This is a genomic window from Kitasatospora sp. NPDC092286 (genome assembly GCF_044755565.1).
In the GTDB taxonomy this organism is placed as follows: Bacteria; Actinomycetota; Actinomycetes; order Streptomycetales; family Streptomycetaceae; genus Kitasatospora.
In genome coordinates this window covers 1-18,518 of sequence record NZ_JBIVRD010000075.1, presented here as the reverse complement: position 1 = coordinate 18,518, position 18,518 = coordinate 1, and the positions used below count along the sequence as shown (strand labels likewise).

Below are 18,518 nucleotides of genomic sequence, written 5' to 3'. Positions count from 1 at the left end.
TATCCGCTCATCCGCAGGCGACTTGACCTGCCCCACCCTCGCCACACCACAACCAACGAGACACCGACCACAAAGTCACCGGCATTGGGCCTAGGCCGACAACTCACGAGCCGCCTCACGAGCCGCCTCGTGAGGTGTCGGCCCGAGCAGCCGGGCGAAGTCCGTCCCGAGGTGCCCGAGCACCGGCAGGGCGCCGAGGTCGGTGATCGCGCCGACCGGGATGCTGTACCCCTGGTTCACCTCCCGCGGGGCCGCGTCGGCAGCCTCGGCGGTGCCGAGGGCGGGGGTGAGGGCGGCGGCGCCGAGGAGTGTGACGGTCAGGGCGGTGCGGAGCGCGGTGCGCATAGTGCCTCCAGGGGGAGCGGAACGTGCCCTGTCAACGGTCCGCCGTGCCGCGCGGTCACCCATGGTCCAGCCTTCGGCCGCGTTCGTAAAGCTTCTTGACTTGTGTTCATGACAACACGTCAAAGGTATGGACCTTGCATGCCGGCCTGGCCTAGGTTCCATTTCGGGGTGATCGGAACGACTCCGAACTCCCGTTCGCGACAGGCTACTTGTTCACCCTGCGCGCAAGCGGCAGAACGGCGGACCGCCCCTGCCCAGCCAGCCAGCCATGCCATCCGCACCGAACCGGAGGGAACACATGCGAGTCGCCAAGAACCTCAGGATCCTGGCCGGAGCCCCGCTCGCCGCCGCCGCGTTGATCGCCCTGACGGCGGGGACGGCCAACGCCGCGATACCGATCAACCAGCCGATGACCGGCAAGGCGACCTACTACAACGACGCCGGCTACGGTGCCTGCGGCACCCAGATCAACGCCGCCACCCAGATGCTGGTCGCGGTCTCGCACACCTGGTGGACCACCGCCAACCCCAACAACGACCCGGTCTGCAAGGGCATTTCCGTCAAGGTGACCTACAACGGCAAGACCGTCACCGTGCCGGTCAAGGACCAGTGTCCGTCCTGCGACTCCACCCACATCGACCTGAGCCAGCCCGCCTTCGCCCAGCTCGCGCCGCTCGGCCAGGGCGTCATCAACGGTCTCACCTGGCAGTTCGTCAAGGCCGGCTTCACCGGCGAGACCGTCCCCCTCTCCGAGCCCGTCACCGGCTCGACCATCGGCTGAGGCCTGTCCGGCAAATGATCCGCCCAATGATCCGCCCATGACCCGCCGGTGGATTCGCCGAGCCGGGGGATCAGGGAGGCCGGTACGAGGCCGGCGGGGTGGCGGTCGGTGAGTTGCCGAACCGCGTCCCGTCGTGCGGATCCGGCAGGCGCGTGGTGGTCGCCCCCTCGGAGGGGGCGACCACCACGCTGTCGTCAGGCGGAGGGCCACGTCACGGTGGTCTCCACCGGCCGGCCGTAGTCGACGCCGGGCACGTCCCACCCGTACAGGGACCGGACCTGCTCCAGGAACCACCGGGTCCCCGAGGTGTCGGCCTCCAGTGCCGCCTCGGGGTCGGCCCACAGCGCCCGAACCCGCTGCTGGACGGCCTCGTCCATCTCCCAGCCGTCCAGCCGGATGCGCCCCTGCCCGTCCAGGACGAGCGGTTCGGCGCCGGTCAGTTGCTCCCACAGTTCGACGGCCTGCCGGTCGGTGCTGCGGAAGTCCTCGCCCAGCACGCCGCGCAGGAGCGAGGTGTAGAGGGCGATGGAGGGGATGGCGGTCGACGCCTGTGTGACGGCGGCACCGGCCACCACGGTGAACGCCCGGCCGGTGCCGCCGGCGAGCACCGTGTCGTTGAGCGTGGCCGCGGTCTGCTCCAGATGCTCCTTGGCCGCGCCGATGGTGCCCTGCCGGTACACGGGAGCGGTCAGTTCGGAACCGACGTAGGACAGGGCCACGGTGGTGAAGCCGTCCGCGAGCAGGCCGCGCCCGGCCAGGGCCTCGACCCACAGCGCCCAGTCCTCACCGCCCATCACCTTCATGGTGGCCTCGCGCTCGTCCTCGGTGGCCGGCGGCAGCCTCACCGAGCCGACTTTCGCGATGTCGTCGGTGAACTCCAGCGACGGGGCCTCGTAGGCCTCGCCGAGCGGCTTGATGACGGAGTGGTGGACGGTACCGGTCCGCGGGTCGGTGCGGCGCGGTGCGGCCAGGCTGTAGACCAGGTGGTCGACGGGGCCGTACTGCGCGGCGACCAGGTCCAGCACCGAGGCCTTCGCGTCGGCGCCGAAGGCGTCGGCGTTGACGAAGGTGAAGTCGTTGCCGTTCTCCGCCGCGAGGGCGGCCGCGGCGGCGGTGCGATACCAGCCGGCCGACGCGGTACGCCGCTCGGTCTCCGGGGCCTCGTAGGCGACGCCGACACCGCGGATGCCGTGCCGGCGCAGCCCGGCCAGCAGGACGGCGAGCCCGTAGCCGGCGCTGGCTCCCAGCAGCAGCACGGTGGGTGCGCTGCCGTCCTCGCGGGGCGTGATCGCCTGCCACATCCGGTCGACGACCGCCGCGCAGCCCTCGGGGTGGGAGTTGACGATCAGGTATCCGCGCCCCTTGGGGGCGACCTCTCGCATGCTCACAGGGGTGTCCGTTCCGGTTGGGGGTCGAGCCGCGCGAGGAGTGAGCGGATGTCCGCGTCGGTGGTCAGGCGGCCGAGGGCCGGGCTGTCGATCCCGAGGTCCTGCTCCAGGCGCCCGTCTCCGGGGATCGTATCCAGGCCGGGCACCGGCGGCTTGTGCCAGCGCGCGACGGAGGATGTGCTCCGCGTTTGTCGGAAGCGGCATTGCTGTCAGGTCCTTCCTTCGGCTATCCGGCGGCGGTGAAGCGGCGCATCAGGTCGGTGGCGAGGGCGACCGGCAGCGGCGTCGCGGCAATTCCGGACGGTTGCCCGCGGGCGGAACGAGTGCCGCGTATTCGTCTCCGGTATCTCCCCGGTCGTATTCCGGCGCATTCCCGGAAAATTCCGGTGGGCAGCCGGATCCTGACGGGCAACCGGAAGTACGGCGGCCTCGCCACCGCCACCTGCGACGCGGGTCGCGCTCCATCCGGTCCAGAAGGCACCCGGCACCGCGTAGCCGGGCCCGTCCGGGCGCGCCCGCTGGCACGCCCGGACGCCGCGCCGCAGGCTGGGCCGGGTACCCGGGGCAGCCGGGCGGCGGAAGGTGGTCGTGGTGACGGTGGTGCGAGGGCTGCGTGTCGCGCTGGTGGGCCTGTTGACGCTGGCGCTCGGCGGGCCGGCGCCGGCGGCGGCCTCGCCGCCCGGGTGGGCGGTCGTGGTGGTGGACCAGGCGTCCCGGCGGGTCCTGGTGCTGCAGAGCGCCGAGGAGCTGATGGCCTACCAGGGGCCGGACCGCCTCCCGGTGGTGTGGTCGTGGAGCGCCGACCGGGACGCGCGGCTCGCGGACCTGGCCCCCGCCCGCAGCTGGTCGAATCCGTCCGAGGCGAAGAGCCGGGTCCGTCAGGGGCGCCGCTTCCTGCTGACCACGGCCTCCGGCGGCCTGGCGGCCGTCGTCGACACCGCGACCGGCGAGCCGTACTGGGCCACCGATACCGGTGGAGCCGCCAATCCGCACAGCGTGGAGCTGCTGCCGGACGGCAATGTCGCCGTCGCGGCCAGCACCGGCGGGTGGGTCCGCCTCTACCCGGCCTCGCAGGGCCCGCGCAGCGGTACCTGGGCGACGTACCCGCTCGGGGGAGCCCACGGCGTCCACTGGGACGCGGCCACCCGGCTGCTCTGGGCAGTGGGTGACGACGTGCTGACCGCTCTGCGGGTGGGCGGCACGGCGGCGGCACCGGTGCTCACCGCCGTCCGGACCACGCCGCTGCCCGAGCCCGGCGGACACGACCTCGCGCCCGTCCTCGCCGCGCCCGTCCGCGCGACGCCCGCACCCTCCGCGCCCGGCGGCCGCTTCTGGGTGAGCACGGCCGCGCACCTGTGGCGGTACGACCCGGCGACGGACCGGTTCGACCAGGTCCGCCTCGGCGACGAGGAGGCCGGGCGCGACCTCAAGAGCGTCGGCGACGAACCCGGCACCGGCCGACTCCTCACCGCGGCCCCCGACCACGCGGGCCCCTGCGACTGGTGCACCTCGGTGCTCACCCTGCACCGCCCGGACGGCACCCGCACGCTGCGCGGCACGCACCTCTACAAGGCGCGCTGGTGGACCGGCCGGTGACCGGCGGCTGTCGCGTGCGGGGCGCCGTCGGCCGGCGAACAGCCGTTCCACCGGGCTCTCCCCGGCCGGTGAGGACGACGGCCACCGGGTCTATATCGTCGGCCGTTATCACGACCGCTTCGTGCGTGCCGGGGACGGACACTGGCTGTTTGCCGCCCGAGAGGTCCTGACGATCGGTGAGGAGGCGGAAGTCCGGCCCGCAGAGAAGGAGTGAAGTCGCAGGTCAGAGGCGTTGCGCGGGGTGGCGGGACAGGCCGGGCCGGGCCGGCCGGCATTCGGGCGGCGGTGCGGATATTTATACCCCCGCACATACTCCGATAGAGGTCAGTTTCCCGTCGAGTTCCCCAAACGTGCGGAGCGCCGCCCGCGCTGGGATAGCGTCCTTTCCGCCGAGGGGCTTCGAACCACTCCGGCGGATTCGAACACATCCAACAATGCTGTAGTTGTTTTGGGAGAAGACTGTGCGCAATTGCCTTTCCGAGTTCCGGCCGGACACCGTCGACGATCTGCAGCTCGCTGTGGAATCGCTCGCGGCGTTCCCCGCCCGGGGCGGTGCCCGGGGGGCCGATGTCCGCGAACGCCTGGCAGCGGTCGCCGAACTCTGCCGTGCCGTTGACGGAGTGCTCGACAGCCTGGTCGTCGAAGCGGCCGCCGAGGCGGCCGAGGAGGGCTGGACGGTGGCCCGGATGGCGTCCGAACACGCCGTCTACTACGCCCGGTTGCGGCGGGCGCTGCTCCCCGTCGCGGTCGGCGGCCAGGGCGATGCCGGGCTGAGGCAGCGGTGAGCGCGCTGACCCGCACCGCGCATGTCCTGGCCTGCCCCACTCGGTGGAGCGACGTCGACGAGAACGGCCACATCAACAATGCCCGCCTGGTCGGCTATGTCCAGGAGGGGATTTACGACCTGTTCTGCCACCACCCCGTCGCCGCCCGGGAGAACCTTTTCCCGTCCGGATTCCTGATCGCCCGGCACGAGATCGACTACCTCGAACAGCTGTACCACCGGCCGGAGCCGCTGCTGGTCCGGCTGACGGTGGAGCGGCTGGGCCGCAGTTCCGCGCAGGTCGTGGTGGACGTCTGCCGCGATCCGCTGACCTACATGAGGGCGCGCACCGTGGTGGTGGCCCGGGACCGTGAGTCCGGTCGCTCCCGTGCGCTCAGCCCGTCCGAGCGGCGGTTCCTCTCGGCGTTCATGCCGGAAGGGCGGCCGGTCGAGCTGCGGCCCGCGGCTTCGCCGCAGCGGGTCCCGGTGCCCGCGGCGCGGACCGGGCCGCCCACCCAGGTCCCCCGCGCGCGCAGACGCTGCAACGCCCCGGCGCTCTAGGGTCGTTGGCCCCACCTGGGCCGGCCGGTCCCGCGTCGCGCGACCGGGGCGCCGGCGGTGGTCAGCCGACGGCGGGCCCGTCGCCGCTCCGGCCGCCGGTGGTGACGCGGAACAGCTCCGCGCCCGGCCCGGTCAGGTGGACGGGCCCGGCGCCGGGGCGCGGATAGGCCGACCGGCCCCGCCGCAGCCGGGAGAGCCGGAACTCCTCGGCCGGTGAGGGGAATCGCTCCTCGATCCCCGCACCGGCCGGAGCCGCCGTGAGGACCTTCGGCTCGTCGGTGCGAAGGCCGGCACGGCCACCAGCCCGTCCAGGTCGACGTGCTTGGCGGTGAGGCCGCAGTGCGGCATATTGTCCGGGTTGGCCGTCAACTCGACGCCCACGCCGTGCAGATAGGCGTGCGGCACGCCGGCGTCGAGGAAGAGGGCCTGGCCGGCGCGGAGCCGGACGTGATTGAGCAGCAGCGCGGCGACCAGGCCGGGGTCGCCGGGGCAGTCCTGGGCGGCCCGGGCGTACGCGGCGCAGGCCCCGGCGAACGGGCCGCCGCCGTCGGCCACCCGCCGCACCGCCCCGGTGACGGCGGCGAGGTCGGCCGGGCCGGGGCGGACGTCGTCCAGGACGTGCCGCAGCAGGGCGGGCAGCACCTCCCCGGCGGGCCGGTGGCGCAGCGCGGCGGCCCAGGGGGCGAGCAGCGGGCCGGCCGGCTCGTCCAGCAGCCGGGCGGTGGACCCGGCCGGGCGGAATCCGCAGAGCGCCTCGAAGTCGCCCAGGTCGCAGATCAGTTCGGGCTTGTGCCCGTGTCCTTGAAGGTGCGGTGCGGGGCGTTCAGCGGAATGCCGCAGGCCTCCTCGGCGGCGAACCCGGTCCGGGCCTGCGCACGGGTGGGGTGGACCTGGAGGGAGAGCGCCCGCTCGGCCGCCAGGGCCTTGAAGAGGAACGGCAGTTCCGGGCCGAAGCGCTCCAGCGTCGCGGGCCCGGGTTCGGCCTCCGGGTCCTCGGCGATCAGCCGGTCCAGTGGGCGCGGGCCGTTGCCCTCGTCCAGGCAGGACGGCGCCGACGGGTGGGCGCCCATCCACGGTTCGGCCTGCGGGGCGCCGGTGGGCGCGGTGCCGGTGAGTTCGGGGATCGCGGTGACGGAGCCCCAGGCGTAGGGCTTGTCTGACACTTCGCGTCGCATCAGCGCGCGGCGGGAACTGTCAGACAAGCTCTAATCGCGGACCGGATTGGCGAGGCAGGCGAACGGGGGTCGGGTGGGGGCGGGCACGCCGTTCCCTCGTGACGATTCGTCAGATCGTGTTCAGGAGTTGTGCGGTGAATCGAGGTCGGGGTCAGGAAAGGCCGGCCGCGATCCCGGCGGCGCCGATCAGGCCGGCGTCCGTGCCGAGTTCGGCGCGGCGGACGTCGAGGCCGCGGATGTACGGCAGCGCCGCGTACCGGTCGAGATGGCGGGCGAGCGGGGCGAACAGCGCCTCTCCGGCCGCCGCGACGCCGCCGCCGACGACCACCCGGTCGAGGTCCACCAGGGCGGCGGTGGCGGCGATCCCGGCGGCCAGTGCCTGCGCCGCCCGGTCGAAGGAGGCCAGGGCGACCGGGTCGCCGGCCAGGGCGTCCGCCGCGACGGCGCGCGCCGAGCGGTCGTCCCCCGAGGGGCGCCAGCCCCGGGCGAGGGCGCGCCGGGCGATCGCCGTTCCGCTGGCGATGCCCTCCAGGCAGCCGCGCGAGCCGCACGGGCAGGGGCCGCCGTCGAGGTCGACGCTGATGTGGCCGAGGTGGCCGGCGTTGCCGCTGGGGCCGGGCCGGACGGCGCCGTCCAGGACGAGCCCGGCGCCGACGCCGGTGGAGACCACCAGACAGAGCGCGTTGTCGGCGCCGCGCGCCGCGCCCCGCCAGTGCTCGGCCGCCGCCATGGCGACACCGTCCCCGGCCAGCGCCACCGGCACCCCCAGCGCCGCCACGGCCGGGTGGGCGGCGGCCTCGGCGGTGAGCGGAAAGGCCCGCCAGCCGGGGATGTTGACCGGGCTGACGGTGCCGTGCACGAGGTCCACCGGGCCCGCGCTGCCGATGCCGACCGCGCTCACCCGCGCCCAGTCGCCGTCCCCGGCGAGGTGGTCCAGGACCCGGTGCACCACGGCGAGCACCTGCCCGGCTGACTCCCGGGCCGGGGTGGGCAGTTGGATCCGTCGGCGGAGCTCCCCGCGGTCGTCGACGAGTGCTCCGGCGATCTTCGTGCCGCCGATGTCGAGGGCGGCGAACAGTGCGGGGCGGGGCGGGTTGACGGTCATCGCGGGGTACTCCAGGAGGGGGTGGGACGGGGGCGGCTCCCCTGCCGCGCGGGCAGGGGCGCCGTACGACGGAACCGGGAACGCCGGACGGCGCGACGGTGTCAGGCGGCCGCGCCGCCGGGGGTGAGGCGCAGCGTGACCAGCTCGAACGGACGCAGGCCCGGCTCGATGCCGCCGTCCGTCACGGTGACCTCGCCGCGGGTGCCGTCCCACGGCCGCTCCAGCAGGTCGCAGGGCACCGCCCCGGCCGGCGGGAACGAGGTGGTCAGCCGGCCCCGGGCGCGGCCGCCGTTCGCCTCGTGGACCCGGACGATCAGGTCGCCGCTGCGGTCGTCGGCCGGCTTGACGGCGCTGACCACCAGCGCGTCGTCCAGACGCCGACCTCCAGCGGGACGGACTCGGGGTGCACCGCCGGGCGGATGCGCCCCTCCAGGACGCGCTTGAGGCGGGACTCGACCAGGGTGCGGTCATCGTGCATGGCAGCGGGCTCCGTTGCGTTACTGAGGGTGGTGGGTCACGGGGGAGTCGGACGTCAGCGTACGTCGTCGGGGCGGACGACCTCGGTGATCCCGCGGGCGGCCAGGTGCCCCTGGCCCGCCGCGCGTTCGGCGAGGACGGTGGCCGGCCGGGCGCCCGCCTCGGTGAGGCGCATGAACGCCTCGAAGACCGGGCCGGCACTCCTCCCGGGTACTCAGCGGGTCCCGGGTACTCAGCGGGCGAGGCGTCCGAGCAGCGCGGAGGCGGTGGCGATGCCGACGAGTGCCGCGAACGTGAGCACGCCGAAGTCCAGCCCGAGGTGCGAGGGCGTCCCGACCAGCAGGCCGCGCAGCGCGTCCACCTCGTAGCTGAGCGGGTTGACCCGGCTGACGGCCCGCAGCCAGCCGGGCATGACGGCGACGGGGTAGAGGGCGTTGGAGGCGAAGAACAGCGGCATGGTGATGGCCTGCCCGATGCCCATCAGACGGTCCCGGGTGAGCACGATCCCGGCCACCGAGACCGAGAGGCAGGCGAAGAACGCGGACCCGAGCACCACGGCGAGCGCCACCCCGGCCAGCCGCAGCGGGTTCCAGGTCATCGAGACGCCGAGCAGGGCCGCGATCACCACCACGACCACCGCCTGCACCAGCGCCTTCACCCCGGCGGCGAAGGCCTTGCCGGTGACCAGGGCGGCCCGGGGCGTGGGGGTGACCAGCAGTTTGGTGAGCACCCCGGCGTCCCGCTCCCAGATGATCATGATGCCGTAGAAGATCGCGATGAACATCGCGGACTGCGCGATGATCCCGGGCGCGAGGAAGTCGAGATAGGGGATGCCGCCGGTGGGCACGGCCCGGATCCGGGTGAAGGTCTCACCGAAGATCAGCAGCCAGAGGGCGGGCTGGACGGCCCGGGTGTACAGCTCGGTGCGGTCGTGGCGGAGCTTCTGCAGCTCCACCGCGCAGAGCGCCAGCATCCGGGCCGGCACCACCCGCCAGGCCGGCCGGGCCTGCGGCGGGGTGAGCAGCAGATGCAGCCGTCCGGTGGCCGCGTCGGTGGCCTCGGCCGGGTCAGCCGACCCGGGACGCGGTGGTGCGGGTGCGTCGGACATCGCGGAACTCGCCTCCCTCTCCGGCGGCGTCGCCCAGACCGCTGCCGGCGTAGTGACGGAACACGTCCTCCAGGGACGGCAGACGCCCGCCCGCCCGGGCCAGCCCGGCGCGCAGCTCGTCCGGGGTGCCGACGGCCCGGACCCGGCCGCGGTGCATCAGGCCGATCCGGTCGCAGTGCTCGTCGGCCTCCTCCATGTAGTGGGTGGTGACCAGGACGGTCATCCCGGCGGCGGTCCGTACCTGGTGGATGCGGTCCCAGACGCTGTCCCTGGCGATCGGGTCGAGGCCGATCGTGGGCTCGTCCAGGATGAGCAGCCGGGGCGCGCTGACCAGCGCCTGGGCCAGCTCCAGCCGGCGGACCATGCCGCCCGAGTAGGTGCCCGCCAGCCGGTCGGCCGCCTCCGTCAGGTCGACCGCGGCGAGTGCCTCGGCGACCCGGGCGGCCCGCTCGCGGCGCCGGACGTCGTAGACCCGGGCGAACAGTTCGACGTTCTCCCGGCCGGTGATCGCCGCATCGGCGGACAACTGCTGGGGTACGTAGCCGAGCTGGCGGCGGACGGCCATCGGTTCGCGGGCGCAGTCGTGCCCGAGGACACGGATCATGCCCGGCCGGACCGGCAGCAGGGTGGTGATGGCGCGGATCGCGGTGGTCTTCCCGGCGCCGTTCGGGCCGAGGAGGCCGAACACCTCGCCGGTTCCGACCTCCAGATCGAACCGGTCCAGCGCGCGGGTGGCGCCGAAGGCGTACTCCACCCCGATGCAGGAGACAGCGGCCTCGGCGGTACCCGGACCGGTGGTCATGGTGGGTCTCCTTCCGTTCACAGCCCGTTCGTCCGCGGCCCGTTCGTCCGCGGCCCGTTCGTCCGCAGCCCGTCCGTTCGCAGCCCGTCCGTTCGCAGCCCGTCCGCGAGCCTGCGCAGCGCGGGCAGTGCCGCGTGCAGGGCCTCCCGGTCGGCCTCGGGGAGCAGCGCCACCCGCTCCTCCAGCAGCGCCCGGCGGCGGGCGTCCCAGGCGCCCAGCCGGGCGGTGGCCTCGGCGGTGACGGCGAGGTGGACCGCCCGGCCGTCCTCCGGGTCGGCCTCCCGGGTCAGCAGCCCGGCCCGGACCAGCTGGTTGACCAGGGTGGAGACCGAATTGCCCGCGAGGCAGAGCTCCCTGGCCGCCGCGGACACCCTGATCCCGGGGCTGCCGGCGACCAGTCGCAGCAGTTCCACCTGTGCGCCGCGCAGCCTCGGCGTGGTCAGTCCGCGCCGCAGTCGCCGTCGCATCAGCCGTTGGACACCGGCCAGCAGATCACCGAGCTCACCGGTGAAGCCCTGCCCGTCGGCGACTCGGGAGAGTCCGGGTGGTCCGGGTGGTCCGCTTGATCCGGTTGATCCGGTTGATCCGGGCGGTTCCGGGTACGTCACACCATCATTTTAGCTCTCAATGAGAGCTACCTCACAGCCCCCAGCGTGGCCGGGGTGGGCCCGTCGGGGCGGACGGTGATGCTGTAGGCCGCGCCCGTGGGCGTGTGCCGGAAGCGCGGGGTGTGCCGGGGCAGCAGGAGTTCGAGCAGCGCGGTGGTCTCGCGGAGGGCGAACTGGGCGCCCAGGCAGGCGCGGGCCCCGAGGCCGAACGGCAGATAGGCGCCCGGCCGGGCGGGGCGCCGGCCGGGGGTGGTGAAACGGCCGGGGTCGAAGTGCTCCGGGTCCGGCCAGAGACCGGGGTCGCGGTGGGTCAGGTACGGACAGACCAGGACGTCGGTGCCGGCCGCGATGCGGTGGCCCGCCAGGGTGTCGTCCTCGACGGCGTGCCGGGGGAGCAGCCAGGCCGACGGGTACAGCCTGAGCGTCTCGCTGACCAGGGCCTGGACGGCCTCCCGGCGCTCGGGCGAGCCCTCGGCGCCCGCCTCCAGCGCCCGGGCGCGGGCCTCGGGGTGCCGGTCGAGGAGGAGGAAGAGCCAGGTCAGCGTGGTGGCGGTGGTCTCGTGCCCGGCGACCAGCAGGGTGACCAGCTCGTCCCGGATCAGCCGGTCGGTGTACTCGGGGTGCTCGGCACCGGCGTCGAGCAGGACGCGCAGCACACCGGGGCCGTCGGGCCCGGCCGGCGCGCGGCGGGCGGTGTCGATGGCCTGCTGGGCGACGGCGTCGATCCTGGCGAGGTCGGCGGCGACGGCGTCCCGGGCGTCGGCGCCGTCGGCGGGCAGGGTCGGCAGCGCGGCCACCACCGTGGCCACGGAGGCGAGTTCACGCTCGGCGTGGTCGTCCAGGGGGTGGCCGGTGAGCGCGCGCCAGATGGTGTCCAGGGCGAAGCGCCGCATCTCCTCGCCCACGTCGAGGGGCCCGCCGGTGCGCGCGTACCCGGACCAGCGGTCGGCGGTGCGGCGGGCGGCGCCGGCGATCCGCTGCTCGTAGCGGCGCATCCCGGGCCCGGTGAACTGCGACTGCAGCAGCCGTCGTTGACGTTTCCAGGCGTCGCCGGTGGCGGAGAGGACGCCGTCGCCGACCAACATCCGGGCGCGGTGGGAGCGTTTGACGTACCGGTCCGGGTGGCGGCCGAGCACGTGCTGGACCGCGTGCGGGTCGGTGACCAGGACGGTGGGCGCCGGTCCGAGCCGGAACGCCGAGACGCCGCCGAGCCGTTGCCGGGTCCGGGCCAGCAGCTCGACCAGTTCGGCCTCCTCCGCGCGCCACTGCTCGACGGCCTCGGCCGCCAGCTCGGGGACGGGCGGTGCGGCCGGGGTGCGCTGCGGTTCCGTGTCCACGGGCTTCTCCTCCTCCGGCCGGCGGCCGGTCCGCCTGGCGGTCCGCCGGACCGGGCCGCCCGCCGGAGTTCCGGAGAACCCCGCCTGACGGACCGTCGGTTCGGCGGACCGACTCTATGCCGGCCGGCCCCCGGCCGTGGCCCTGCGGCCCGGGGACCGGCCCGGCGGTGCCCGGTGGGTCCGGCCGCAGGGGTCTCGCGGCTACCTGTCGGCGGCCGCCGACAGCGGTGCGGGTGCGGCTTCCGGGGCTGGGTGGTTACCGGCTCCGGCCTTCGGTTCCTTGAGGAAGAAGGTGAGGACGAGGCCGACCAGGTAGATGCAGGCGAGCACCCAGACGGTGCCGCCGGCGCCGATCGGGCCGACCAGGGCCGCGACGGCCGAGCCGGCGAACTGGCTGAGCCCGGCGCCGAGGTTGAGGATGGCGACCGCGCTCGCGACGTGGCGGGGGGCGAGCATCGGCATGATCGCGGACAGTGGCACGAACGCCCCGAGGGCCAGCCCGTAGACGATCGCGATGCTGATGGTGACACCGAAGTTGGGGCCGGTCGCCTGCGGGACGTAGTAGAGCGCGAGCACCGTCACGAAGCAGCCGAGTCCGCCGCCCCAGGCGATGGTGTTGATGCCGCCGATCCAGTCCGCGACGTAGCCGGAGAGGAGGTTGGCCGCGACGTTGGCCAGCAGCATGGTGCCCCAGATGGTCTGCCACTGGGCCGTGGAGAAGCCGACGTCGCGGGTCATGTGGGTGGTCAGGAACACCACGAAGGCGTAGAAGGACAGGGTGTTGATCAGCCGGACGACACCGCCGATGCCCACCCGGGGGTGCGTCCTGACGATGGTCAGCGCGCTGAGCATCCTGGTCAGCGACTCCTTCGTCGAGGCCGCCGCCGGTGCGGCGGCGCGGGCGCGGACGAGGAAGACGACCATGGCGCCGCCGGCGCCGACGAAGGCCAGCGAGAGCCAGAGGGTGGCCATCTCGCCGATGGCGGGGATGACCGCGCCGGCGAAGTAGGAGCTGATGACGCCGAGGCCGGTGGTGGAGGCGAACCAGTACCAGCTGACGGCGCGGCTGAGCTTGTCCTCCGGCGTTTCCAGGGCGATCCACACCAGGAAGCCGTAGGCGAAGAACGGGTAGCCGAGTCCGCGGATGCCGAAGGTGAGGAGCATGAGCGGGTAGTTTCCGGCGGCCACGCCGACACTCAGGAAGAGCACTTCGAAGACGGCCCAGATGCCGAGGCCCAGCAGCATGACCTTGCGGGGCCCCCATGCCTCGGCGAGGGCGCCGGAGAGCCAGGCGGCGACGGCGACGACGAGGCCGTACACCGTCCACAGCAGGGCGACCTCGCTGCCGGAGAGCCCCCGGGACTCCAGGTAGGGGGAGAGGAAGCCGGACTCGATGCCGTCGCCGACCATGAACAGCATGACGGCGAGGTAGCCGAAGGCGAGCGGGCGGACGATCCCCTGTCTTTCGAGGAGTCCGGGGCGGGCCGCGGCGGTGTCGGCCGCGGTGTGAGAGGTGGGGGTCATGTGTCCTCCGGGGCACGTGACGAGCGCGTGAACATTTGATCAAAACTCGAACCAAAGTGCATGTAATATGAGCTCCACCCCTCCCGCTGTCAAGGCATCGGCGGGCTCTCTTTCGCTGGTCGGCGTGGTGCCCGCCCCCTGTTCGCCGCCCTCTTGACCGTCGGCCGGACTGAGGGCAGGATCTGAACGGAGGATCAATGGAGCGAACAAATGATCACAGGCAGCCACCGCTGGGCAAGATCGCGCGGTTGTACTACGAGCACGGCCTGACCCATCAGGAGATCGCCGATCTCTGCGGACTCTCCCGCATCAAGGTCACCCGGCTCCTGGCGGAGGCCCGCCGGGTGGGCATCGTCGAGATCACGGTGCACAGCGACGACCACCTGTTCGTGGGGCTGGAGTCGGCCCTGGGGCGCGCCTACCCGCTGCGCCAGGCGTGGGTGGGGCCGACCTTCGAGGACGAGGCCCGCGCCGCCCACTCCCTGGGGGCGGTGGCCGCCGAGTGCGTCAGCGCCCTCCTGGAGGACCGGGCGACCGTCGCCGTCGGACTGTCGGCGTCCGCCGCCACCATCCCCAGGCACCTGCGGCCGGGAGCGGCCCGGGACGTGAACTTCGTCCCGCTCACCGGGAGCGGCGGCGGAATCTCCCGCGCGGCCAGCTCCCACGAGCTGGCCCTCGCCTTCGCCGCCGGCGCGGGCGGGCACGCCTACCACCTGCCCGCCCCCCTGCTGGCGCGCACTCCGCAGGCGGCCCAGGTGTGGCGGGAGGACCCGGCCGTCCAGGAGACGCTGGAGCGGGCCGTCTCGGCCGATGTGCTGGTCGCGGGGATCGGCGGGAGGACCGGCCTGCTCGTGGAGAACCTGAGCGCGTCGGACCTGGCCGCCACGCGCGGCCGGGGCGCGGTGGGGGACATCTCGGGCCGGTTCTTCGACGCGAACGGCGCCGCCGTCCCGTGCGAGGTGGACGACCGGCTCATCGGTCTCAGCCTGGCGCAGCTGCGGGCGGTGCCGGTGCGGATCGGTGTGGCGCGCGGCGCCGCCAAGCTGCAGGCCCTCCGGGTCGCGCTGAGCCAGGGGCTGATCAACGTGCTGGTGACGGACAGCAGTACGGCCGAGGGCCTGCTGGCGGCCGCCGGGGCCGACGCCCCGGCCGGTGTGCCCGCCTCCGCCGGAGCGTCTTCGTGAGCACCCTCGCGAGCACCTTTGCGAGCACTTTCGTGCGGCCCCGAGCGGTCGTACGAGCGGTCATAGGAAAGGACATGATGTGAAGCCAGTTCATACCCGTGAGGACCTGTGCGAGCGGCTGGCCGAGGTCGGCCGGCTCGTCGTGGAGCGCGGGCTGGTCCTCGCCAGCGGGGGCAACCTGTCGGCGCGCCTGCCCGGCGGCGACGAGTTCGTGGTCACCGGGGCGGGGACGTGGCTGGACCGGCTGGAGGAGGCCGACTTCTCCGTCATGACCCTGGCCGGGGAGCGGACGGCGGGTGCGGCCCGGCCCTCCAGCGAGTGGAAGCTGCACCAGCGCACCTACCAGGTGCGGCCGGACGTGAACTGCGTGGTGCACCTGCACCCCCAGCACGCGGTCCTGCTGGACGCGCTCGGGGAGCCGATCCGGCTGATCAGCCTCGACCACGCCTACTACGTCCGCTCCGTCGGCACCGTGCCGTACTACCCGAACGGGTCGGACGAGCTGGCCGACGTCGCGGCCGAGCAGGCGCGGCAGCACGACTGCATGGTCCTCTCGCACCACGGCTGCTCGTCGCTCGGCGAGGACATCGGGATGGCCTTCCGGCGTGCGATGAACCTGGAGGAGGCCGCCACCGCGACGTACCGGGCACTGACCCTGGGCAACACCACCGCCGGTTTCCCGGCCGAGGAACTGGCCGCCCTGCACCACGCGTGACCGGCTGACCTCGACGCCCCGTGGGCGGGCACCCCCTGACGCAGGAGGTGCCCGCCCACGGGGCGTTCCGCCGCCGGACCGACGCGGGCCCACCGCCGGCACGGCGAGCCCGGTGAAGGGCACGGCGAAGGCCGCCGACCGGTGGACGGTCGGCGGCCTTCGCCGGAGGGCCGGTCAGGAGGAGGCGAGTTCCCGCGCGTTCGCCACGGCGGCGGGCTGCCCGCCCGTGGCCCAGGCGCGCAGGGCCTGCTCGGCGATCCGGGAGTGCTCGGTGACGACATCGTCGGACGCGCCGCCGATGTGCGGGGTGAGCGTGACGTTGTCGAGCCGGAAGAGCTCGCAGTCGGCGTCCGGCGGCTCGTTCCAGAACACGTCGAGGCCCGCCCCGGCGATCCGCTTCTCCCGCAGGGCCGTCATCAGCGCGGCCTCGTCCACGACGGCCGCGCGGCCGGCGTTGACGAAGTAGGCGTCGGGGCGCATCAGGGCGATCTGCTCGCTGCCGACCAGGCCCACCGTGGAGGCGTTGAGGGGCACGTGCACGGTGACGACGTCGGAGCGGCTCATGAGGTCGTCGAGGGCGACCACCTCCGCGTCGTCCCCGAAGGCGCCCTGCGCCAGGAAGGGATCGTGGACCAGGACCTTCATGCCGAAGGCCAGCGCCCGGCGCATCACCCGGCGCCCGATCGCGCCGCCGCCGAGGATGCCCAGGGTCCGCCCGCCCAGGCCGATGCCGCGGAAGCGGACGTAGGGCTCGAACAGGTCGTCGGCCTTCCAGTTGCCCTCCCGCATCCAGCGCTCGGCCTCGCCGGTGTGCCGGACGGTGGACAGGATCAGCGTGAAGGCGAGATCGGCGGTGATCTCGGCGTTGCGGGCCGGGGTCGCGGCGACCGGTATGCCGCGCCGGGTGCAGGCGGGCAGGTCGACGTTGACGGGGTTGGCCCGGCAGGAGACGACGAACTTCAACGCGGGTGCCGCCGCCAGGGCGGCCTCGTCGAGCTTGTCCACCTCGCAGACCACGGCGTCCGCCGCCGCGAGCCGCTCGGCGAGCTCCGGCCTGGCGAGGGAGTCGCCCGCCATGGACGGCTCCACGGTCTCGACGTCGAACAGGTCGGTCAGCCGTTCGGCGGCCGCCGGATCGAAGGGCGCGGTGATGAGCAGCCGCGCACGGGGCGACGCGTTGGTCACGAGGTCTCCATTCCGTCGGCGCGGACCGCCGACGCTGAGGGGGCAGGGGTGGCTGAGGACGTGGGCGTGGGGGAGCGCAGCTCCCGCAGCGCGGGCCAGACCGGGCGCAGGGCGTCCCGGGCGGCGGCGAACGTGCGTGCCTGGCGGTCGTACAGGTCCCGCAGTGCGGGCTCGGGCCGGAACGTGGCGGCCGGGCAGGCCAGGGCGGCGAGTGCCGCGTCGAGGTCGTCGGCGAGGCCGCCGGCCACCATGGCCAGCGCGGCCACCCCGCGTGCTCCCAGCTCGGGCTCGGTGGAACGCTCCACCGGCTGTCCGGTGACGTCGGCGAGCACCTGGCAGAACAGGTCCGACGAGGCCGACCCGCCCGCGATCCGCAGCGCCCGCCCCCGGACGGGCTCCCCGAGGCACTCGCGCAGCGTGAAGGCGATCCCCTCGTAGACGGCGCGCAGCAGCTGCCCCGGCGTGGTCCGTACGCTCATGCCCAGCCAGGAGGCGGACGCCGCCCTGTCGACGAACGGGGCGCGCTCACCGCTGGGCGAACCGTAGGGGAGGTAGAGGACACCGCCCGCGCCGGGGCCGGCCGCCCGTGCGAGACGCTCCACCTCCGCCCAGTCGCTGGTCTCCAGCCCGGTCACCGTACGGACCCAGTCGAGGTTCGGCGCGCCCGTCATGGGGGCGAGGCATTCGATGACCTGGCGGCCGAAGCCGGTCGCCAGCGTGATCCGGCCCTCGGCGCGGCAGCCCCCGCTGTCCTGGTGGATCGTCCCGGCGAAGGCCGTGGTCCCCACGATGAGGTAGGCGTCCCGGGGCCGGACGGCCCCCAGGCCGACGCCCGCGGCGGCGCTGTCGACCAGGCCGGCCGCCACGGGGACGCCGACCGGAAGGCCGGTGGCGTCGGCGGCCTCGGCGCTGACCGTGCCCGCCGCGGCCTGCGGCGGTCGGACGGGCGCGAGCAGCCTCCGGAAGCGCTGGTGGCCGAGCCCGTCGATCAGCTCGTCGGAGTACGCGCCGGTGGCCACGTCCAGATAGGTGCGCGACGCCTCGGAGGCGTCGGTGGCCACCTCACCCGTCAGCCGGAAGCGGATCCAGTCCTTGCAGTTCAGCTGGTGTGCGGCCCGTTCGACCTGCTCGGGGCGCTCCTCCGCCAGCTGTTCGAGCAGGACCGGCAGGGCGCCGGGGAACAGGGCGGAGCCGGTGCTCCGGCGCACCAGCGCGGCGCGGCCGTCCCGTTCCCACCGGGCGACCCGGCCGGCGGCCCTGCCGTCCATCCAGATCACGGCCGGCCCGCACGGGTGGCCGGCCGCGTCCACCAGCCACGCGCCGTCGCCCTGCCCGGTCACCCCCACCGCGACGATCTCCACACCGTCGCCGGCCTGCCGGACGGACTCCCGCACGGTGGTACGGACGGCGGACCACACCTCGTCCATGTCCTGCTCCACCCGGTCGCCGTGGCGCGCGACCCGCAAGGGCACGCGTGACCAGCCGAGTTGTTCGCCGCTTCGCGCCAGGACGACAGCCTTGACCGCGGTGGTGCCGGCGTCGATGCCGACCACTGCCTGCCGAGTCACTGATGGACCTCCCACAGCCGAGCCCACCATCACTGAACAATAGTTCAAGAGATGATCTAAAGTACGGTGAACTTAGGCGTCCGGGCCGCGGTAGTCAACCGGCCCCGCCCGCCCGCCGCTCGCCGGGCCACGTGCGCCGTTCCCGGACGCACCAGGGCCTGTCCGACGGTTCGCGTGCGCGTGGCGGGAATTGTCGGACAAGCCCTAGCTTGATCTTTAAGCAGTGACCTCGAACGGGCTGCCGAACTTGATCACTCGTATCGGTAACTCCCGTACATGGAAGCGGCCTTCGCCTG

At 73.9% G+C, this 18,518-nt stretch carries 21 protein-coding genes and 1 pseudogene; 6 read left to right on the top strand and 16 right to left on the bottom strand.

Annotated features, from left to right (window positions below; genetic code table 11):
• Window positions 1-90: 90 nt before the first annotated feature.
• Window positions 91-345, bottom strand: a complete 255-nt coding sequence (locus tag ACIQIB_RS38335) for a hypothetical protein (RefSeq protein ID WP_400659596.1) — start codon at window positions 343-345, stop codon at window positions 91-93.
• Window positions 346-643: 298 nt separating this feature from the next.
• Here ACIQIB_RS38335 and ACIQIB_RS38330 point away from each other — a divergent pair, with 298 nt between their 5' ends.
• Window positions 644-1,126 carry a cysteine/serine endopeptidase inhibitor gene (locus tag ACIQIB_RS38330; protein WP_400763948.1) on the top strand — a complete coding sequence of 161 codons (483 nt, stop codon included), beginning with the start codon at window positions 644-646 and terminating at the stop codon, window positions 1,124-1,126.
• Window positions 1,127-1,320: 194 nt separating this feature from the next.
• Here the strand turns inward: ACIQIB_RS38330 and ACIQIB_RS38325 are convergent, their stop codons facing one another.
• Both ACIQIB_RS38325 and ACIQIB_RS38320 read right to left on the bottom strand, forming a co-directional pair.
• Window positions 1,321-2,508, bottom strand: coding sequence for an enoyl-[acyl-carrier-protein] reductase FabV (locus ACIQIB_RS38325; RefSeq protein ID WP_400763951.1), 1,188 nt, complete (start codon window positions 2,506-2,508; stop codon window positions 1,321-1,323).
• Window positions 2,509-2,510: 2 nt separating this feature from the next.
• A complete protein-coding gene (locus tag ACIQIB_RS38320) occupies window positions 2,511-2,660 on the bottom strand; it encodes a hypothetical protein (RefSeq protein ID WP_400763945.1) in 150 nt (49 codons plus the stop codon).
• A gap of 445 nt (window positions 2,661-3,105) precedes the next feature.
• On the opposite strand from ACIQIB_RS38320, the gene ACIQIB_RS38315 reads away from it, so the two are divergent.
• From ACIQIB_RS38315 to ACIQIB_RS38305, 3 genes are all read left to right on the top strand, one after another.
• Complete coding sequence (locus ACIQIB_RS38315; RefSeq protein WP_400763943.1) at window positions 3,106-4,110, top strand: DUF6528 family protein; 1,005 nt, start codon at window positions 3,106-3,108, stop codon at window positions 4,108-4,110.
• 461 nt (window positions 4,111-4,571) lie between these two features.
• Window positions 4,572-4,895: a hypothetical protein gene (locus ACIQIB_RS38310; RefSeq protein WP_363609355.1), complete on the top strand. Its 324-nt coding sequence runs from the start codon at window positions 4,572-4,574 to the stop codon at window positions 4,893-4,895.
• Window positions 4,892-5,434, top strand: a complete 543-nt coding sequence (locus tag ACIQIB_RS38305; protein ID WP_363609357.1) for a thioesterase family protein — start codon at window positions 4,892-4,894, stop codon at window positions 5,432-5,434. Before ACIQIB_RS38310 ends, ACIQIB_RS38305 begins: the two co-directional genes overlap by 4 nt.
• 132 nt (window positions 5,435-5,566) lie before the next feature.
• On the opposite strand, the gene ACIQIB_RS38300 is transcribed toward ACIQIB_RS38305, so the two are convergent.
• The 11 genes and pseudogenes from ACIQIB_RS38300 to ACIQIB_RS38250 form a co-directional block, all read right to left on the bottom strand.
• On the bottom strand, window positions 5,567-6,076 hold the full coding sequence (locus ACIQIB_RS38300; protein ID WP_400763941.1) for a hypothetical protein: 510 nt from the start codon (window positions 6,074-6,076) through the stop codon (window positions 5,567-5,569).
• 134 nt (window positions 6,077-6,210) lie between these two features.
• Window positions 6,211-6,597, bottom strand: coding sequence for a type I phosphomannose isomerase catalytic subunit (locus ACIQIB_RS38295; protein WP_400763938.1), 387 nt, complete (start codon window positions 6,595-6,597; stop codon window positions 6,211-6,213).
• Between the two features lie 163 nt (window positions 6,598-6,760).
• On the bottom strand, window positions 6,761-7,714 hold the full coding sequence (locus ACIQIB_RS38290) for an ROK family protein (protein ID WP_400763934.1): 954 nt from the start codon (window positions 7,712-7,714) through the stop codon (window positions 6,761-6,763).
• 101 nt (window positions 7,715-7,815) lie between these two features.
• Entirely contained in the window at window positions 7,816-8,073 is a 258-nt protein-coding gene (locus tag ACIQIB_RS38285) for a glycosyl hydrolase-related protein (RefSeq protein WP_400763933.1), read from the bottom strand.
• Complete coding sequence (locus tag ACIQIB_RS38280) at window positions 8,028-8,192, bottom strand: hypothetical protein (RefSeq protein WP_363609365.1); 165 nt, start codon at window positions 8,190-8,192, stop codon at window positions 8,028-8,030. The genes ACIQIB_RS38285 and ACIQIB_RS38280 overlap by 46 nt, the downstream gene beginning before the upstream one ends.
• 54 nt (window positions 8,193-8,246) lie before the next feature.
• Window positions 8,247-8,387, bottom strand: a pseudogene (locus ACIQIB_RS38275) (glycosyl hydrolase); the annotation flags it as partial.
• A gap of 36 nt (window positions 8,388-8,423) precedes the next feature.
• The gene (locus tag ACIQIB_RS38270; RefSeq protein ID WP_363609367.1) at window positions 8,424-9,299 is read right to left on the bottom strand and encodes an ABC transporter permease; all 876 of its coding nucleotides are present in this window, start codon (window positions 9,297-9,299) and stop codon (window positions 8,424-8,426) included.
• Window positions 9,259-10,101 (bottom strand): ABC transporter ATP-binding protein, encoded by an 843-nt coding sequence (locus ACIQIB_RS38265; protein WP_400659576.1) that lies wholly within the window; start codon window positions 10,099-10,101, stop codon window positions 9,259-9,261. Before ACIQIB_RS38265 ends, ACIQIB_RS38270 begins: the two co-directional genes overlap by 41 nt.
• A 17-nt stretch (window positions 10,102-10,118) precedes the next feature.
• On the bottom strand, window positions 10,119-10,568 hold the full coding sequence (locus ACIQIB_RS38260; RefSeq protein ID WP_400763931.1) for a MarR family winged helix-turn-helix transcriptional regulator: 450 nt from the start codon (window positions 10,566-10,568) through the stop codon (window positions 10,119-10,121).
• 167 nt (window positions 10,569-10,735) lie between these two features.
• A complete protein-coding gene (locus tag ACIQIB_RS38255) occupies window positions 10,736-12,046 on the bottom strand; it encodes a cytochrome P450 (protein ID WP_400763928.1) in 1,311 nt (436 codons plus the stop codon).
• 201 nt (window positions 12,047-12,247) lie between these two features.
• Window positions 12,248-13,570, bottom strand: coding sequence for an MFS transporter (locus ACIQIB_RS38250; RefSeq protein ID WP_363609375.1), 1,323 nt, complete (start codon window positions 13,568-13,570; stop codon window positions 12,248-12,250).
• Between the two features lie 197 nt (window positions 13,571-13,767).
• Between ACIQIB_RS38250 and ACIQIB_RS38245 the strand changes: the two genes are divergently transcribed.
• Complete coding sequence (locus tag ACIQIB_RS38245) at window positions 13,768-14,754, top strand: sugar-binding transcriptional regulator (protein ID WP_400763925.1); 987 nt, start codon at window positions 13,768-13,770, stop codon at window positions 14,752-14,754.
• 79 nt (window positions 14,755-14,833) lie between these two features.
• Window positions 14,834-15,469 carry a class II aldolase/adducin family protein gene (locus ACIQIB_RS38240; RefSeq protein ID WP_363609378.1) on the top strand — a complete coding sequence of 212 codons (636 nt, stop codon included), beginning with the start codon at window positions 14,834-14,836 and terminating at the stop codon, window positions 15,467-15,469.
• Between the two features lie 174 nt (window positions 15,470-15,643).
• Here the strand turns inward: ACIQIB_RS38240 and ACIQIB_RS38235 are convergent, their stop codons facing one another.
• Entirely contained in the window at window positions 15,644-16,654 is a 1,011-nt protein-coding gene (locus tag ACIQIB_RS38235) for an NAD(P)-dependent oxidoreductase (RefSeq protein WP_400763922.1), read from the bottom strand.
• Complete coding sequence (locus ACIQIB_RS38230; protein WP_400763920.1) at window positions 16,651-18,222, bottom strand: FGGY family carbohydrate kinase; 1,572 nt, start codon at window positions 18,220-18,222, stop codon at window positions 16,651-16,653. Before ACIQIB_RS38230 ends, ACIQIB_RS38235 begins: the two co-directional genes overlap by 4 nt.
• Window positions 18,223-18,518: the final 296 nt, after the last annotated feature.

Coding starts and splice junctions, on each gene's coding strand:
- ACIQIB_RS38335 (WP_400659596.1), bottom strand. CDS start 345: ATGCGCACCGCGCTCCGCACCGCCCTGACCGTCACACTCCTCGGCGCC.
- ACIQIB_RS38330 (WP_400763948.1), top strand. CDS start 644: ATGCGAGTCGCCAAGAACCTCAGGATCCTGGCCGGAGCCCCGCTCGCC.
- ACIQIB_RS38325 (WP_400763951.1), bottom strand. CDS start 2,508: ATGCGAGAGGTCGCCCCCAAGGGGCGCGGATACCTGATCGTCAACTCC.
- ACIQIB_RS38290 (WP_400763934.1), bottom strand. CDS start 7,714: ATGACCGTCAACCCGCCCCGCCCCGCACTGTTCGCCGCCCTCGACATC.
- ACIQIB_RS38280 (WP_363609365.1), bottom strand. CDS start 8,192: ATGCACGATGACCGCACCCTGGTCGAGTCCCGCCTCAAGCGCGTCCTG.
- ACIQIB_RS38270 (WP_363609367.1), bottom strand. CDS start 9,299: ATGTCCGACGCACCCGCACCACCGCGTCCCGGGTCGGCTGACCCGGCC.
- ACIQIB_RS38265 (WP_400659576.1), bottom strand. CDS start 10,101: ATGACCACCGGTCCGGGTACCGCCGAGGCCGCTGTCTCCTGCATCGGG.
- ACIQIB_RS38260 (WP_400763931.1), bottom strand. CDS start 10,568: ATGCGACGGCGACTGCGGCGCGGACTGACCACGCCGAGGCTGCGCGGC.
- ACIQIB_RS38250 (WP_363609375.1), bottom strand. CDS start 13,570: ATGACCCCCACCTCTCACACCGCGGCCGACACCGCCGCGGCCCGCCCC.
- ACIQIB_RS38245 (WP_400763925.1), top strand. CDS start 13,768: ATGGAGCGAACAAATGATCACAGGCAGCCACCGCTGGGCAAGATCGCG.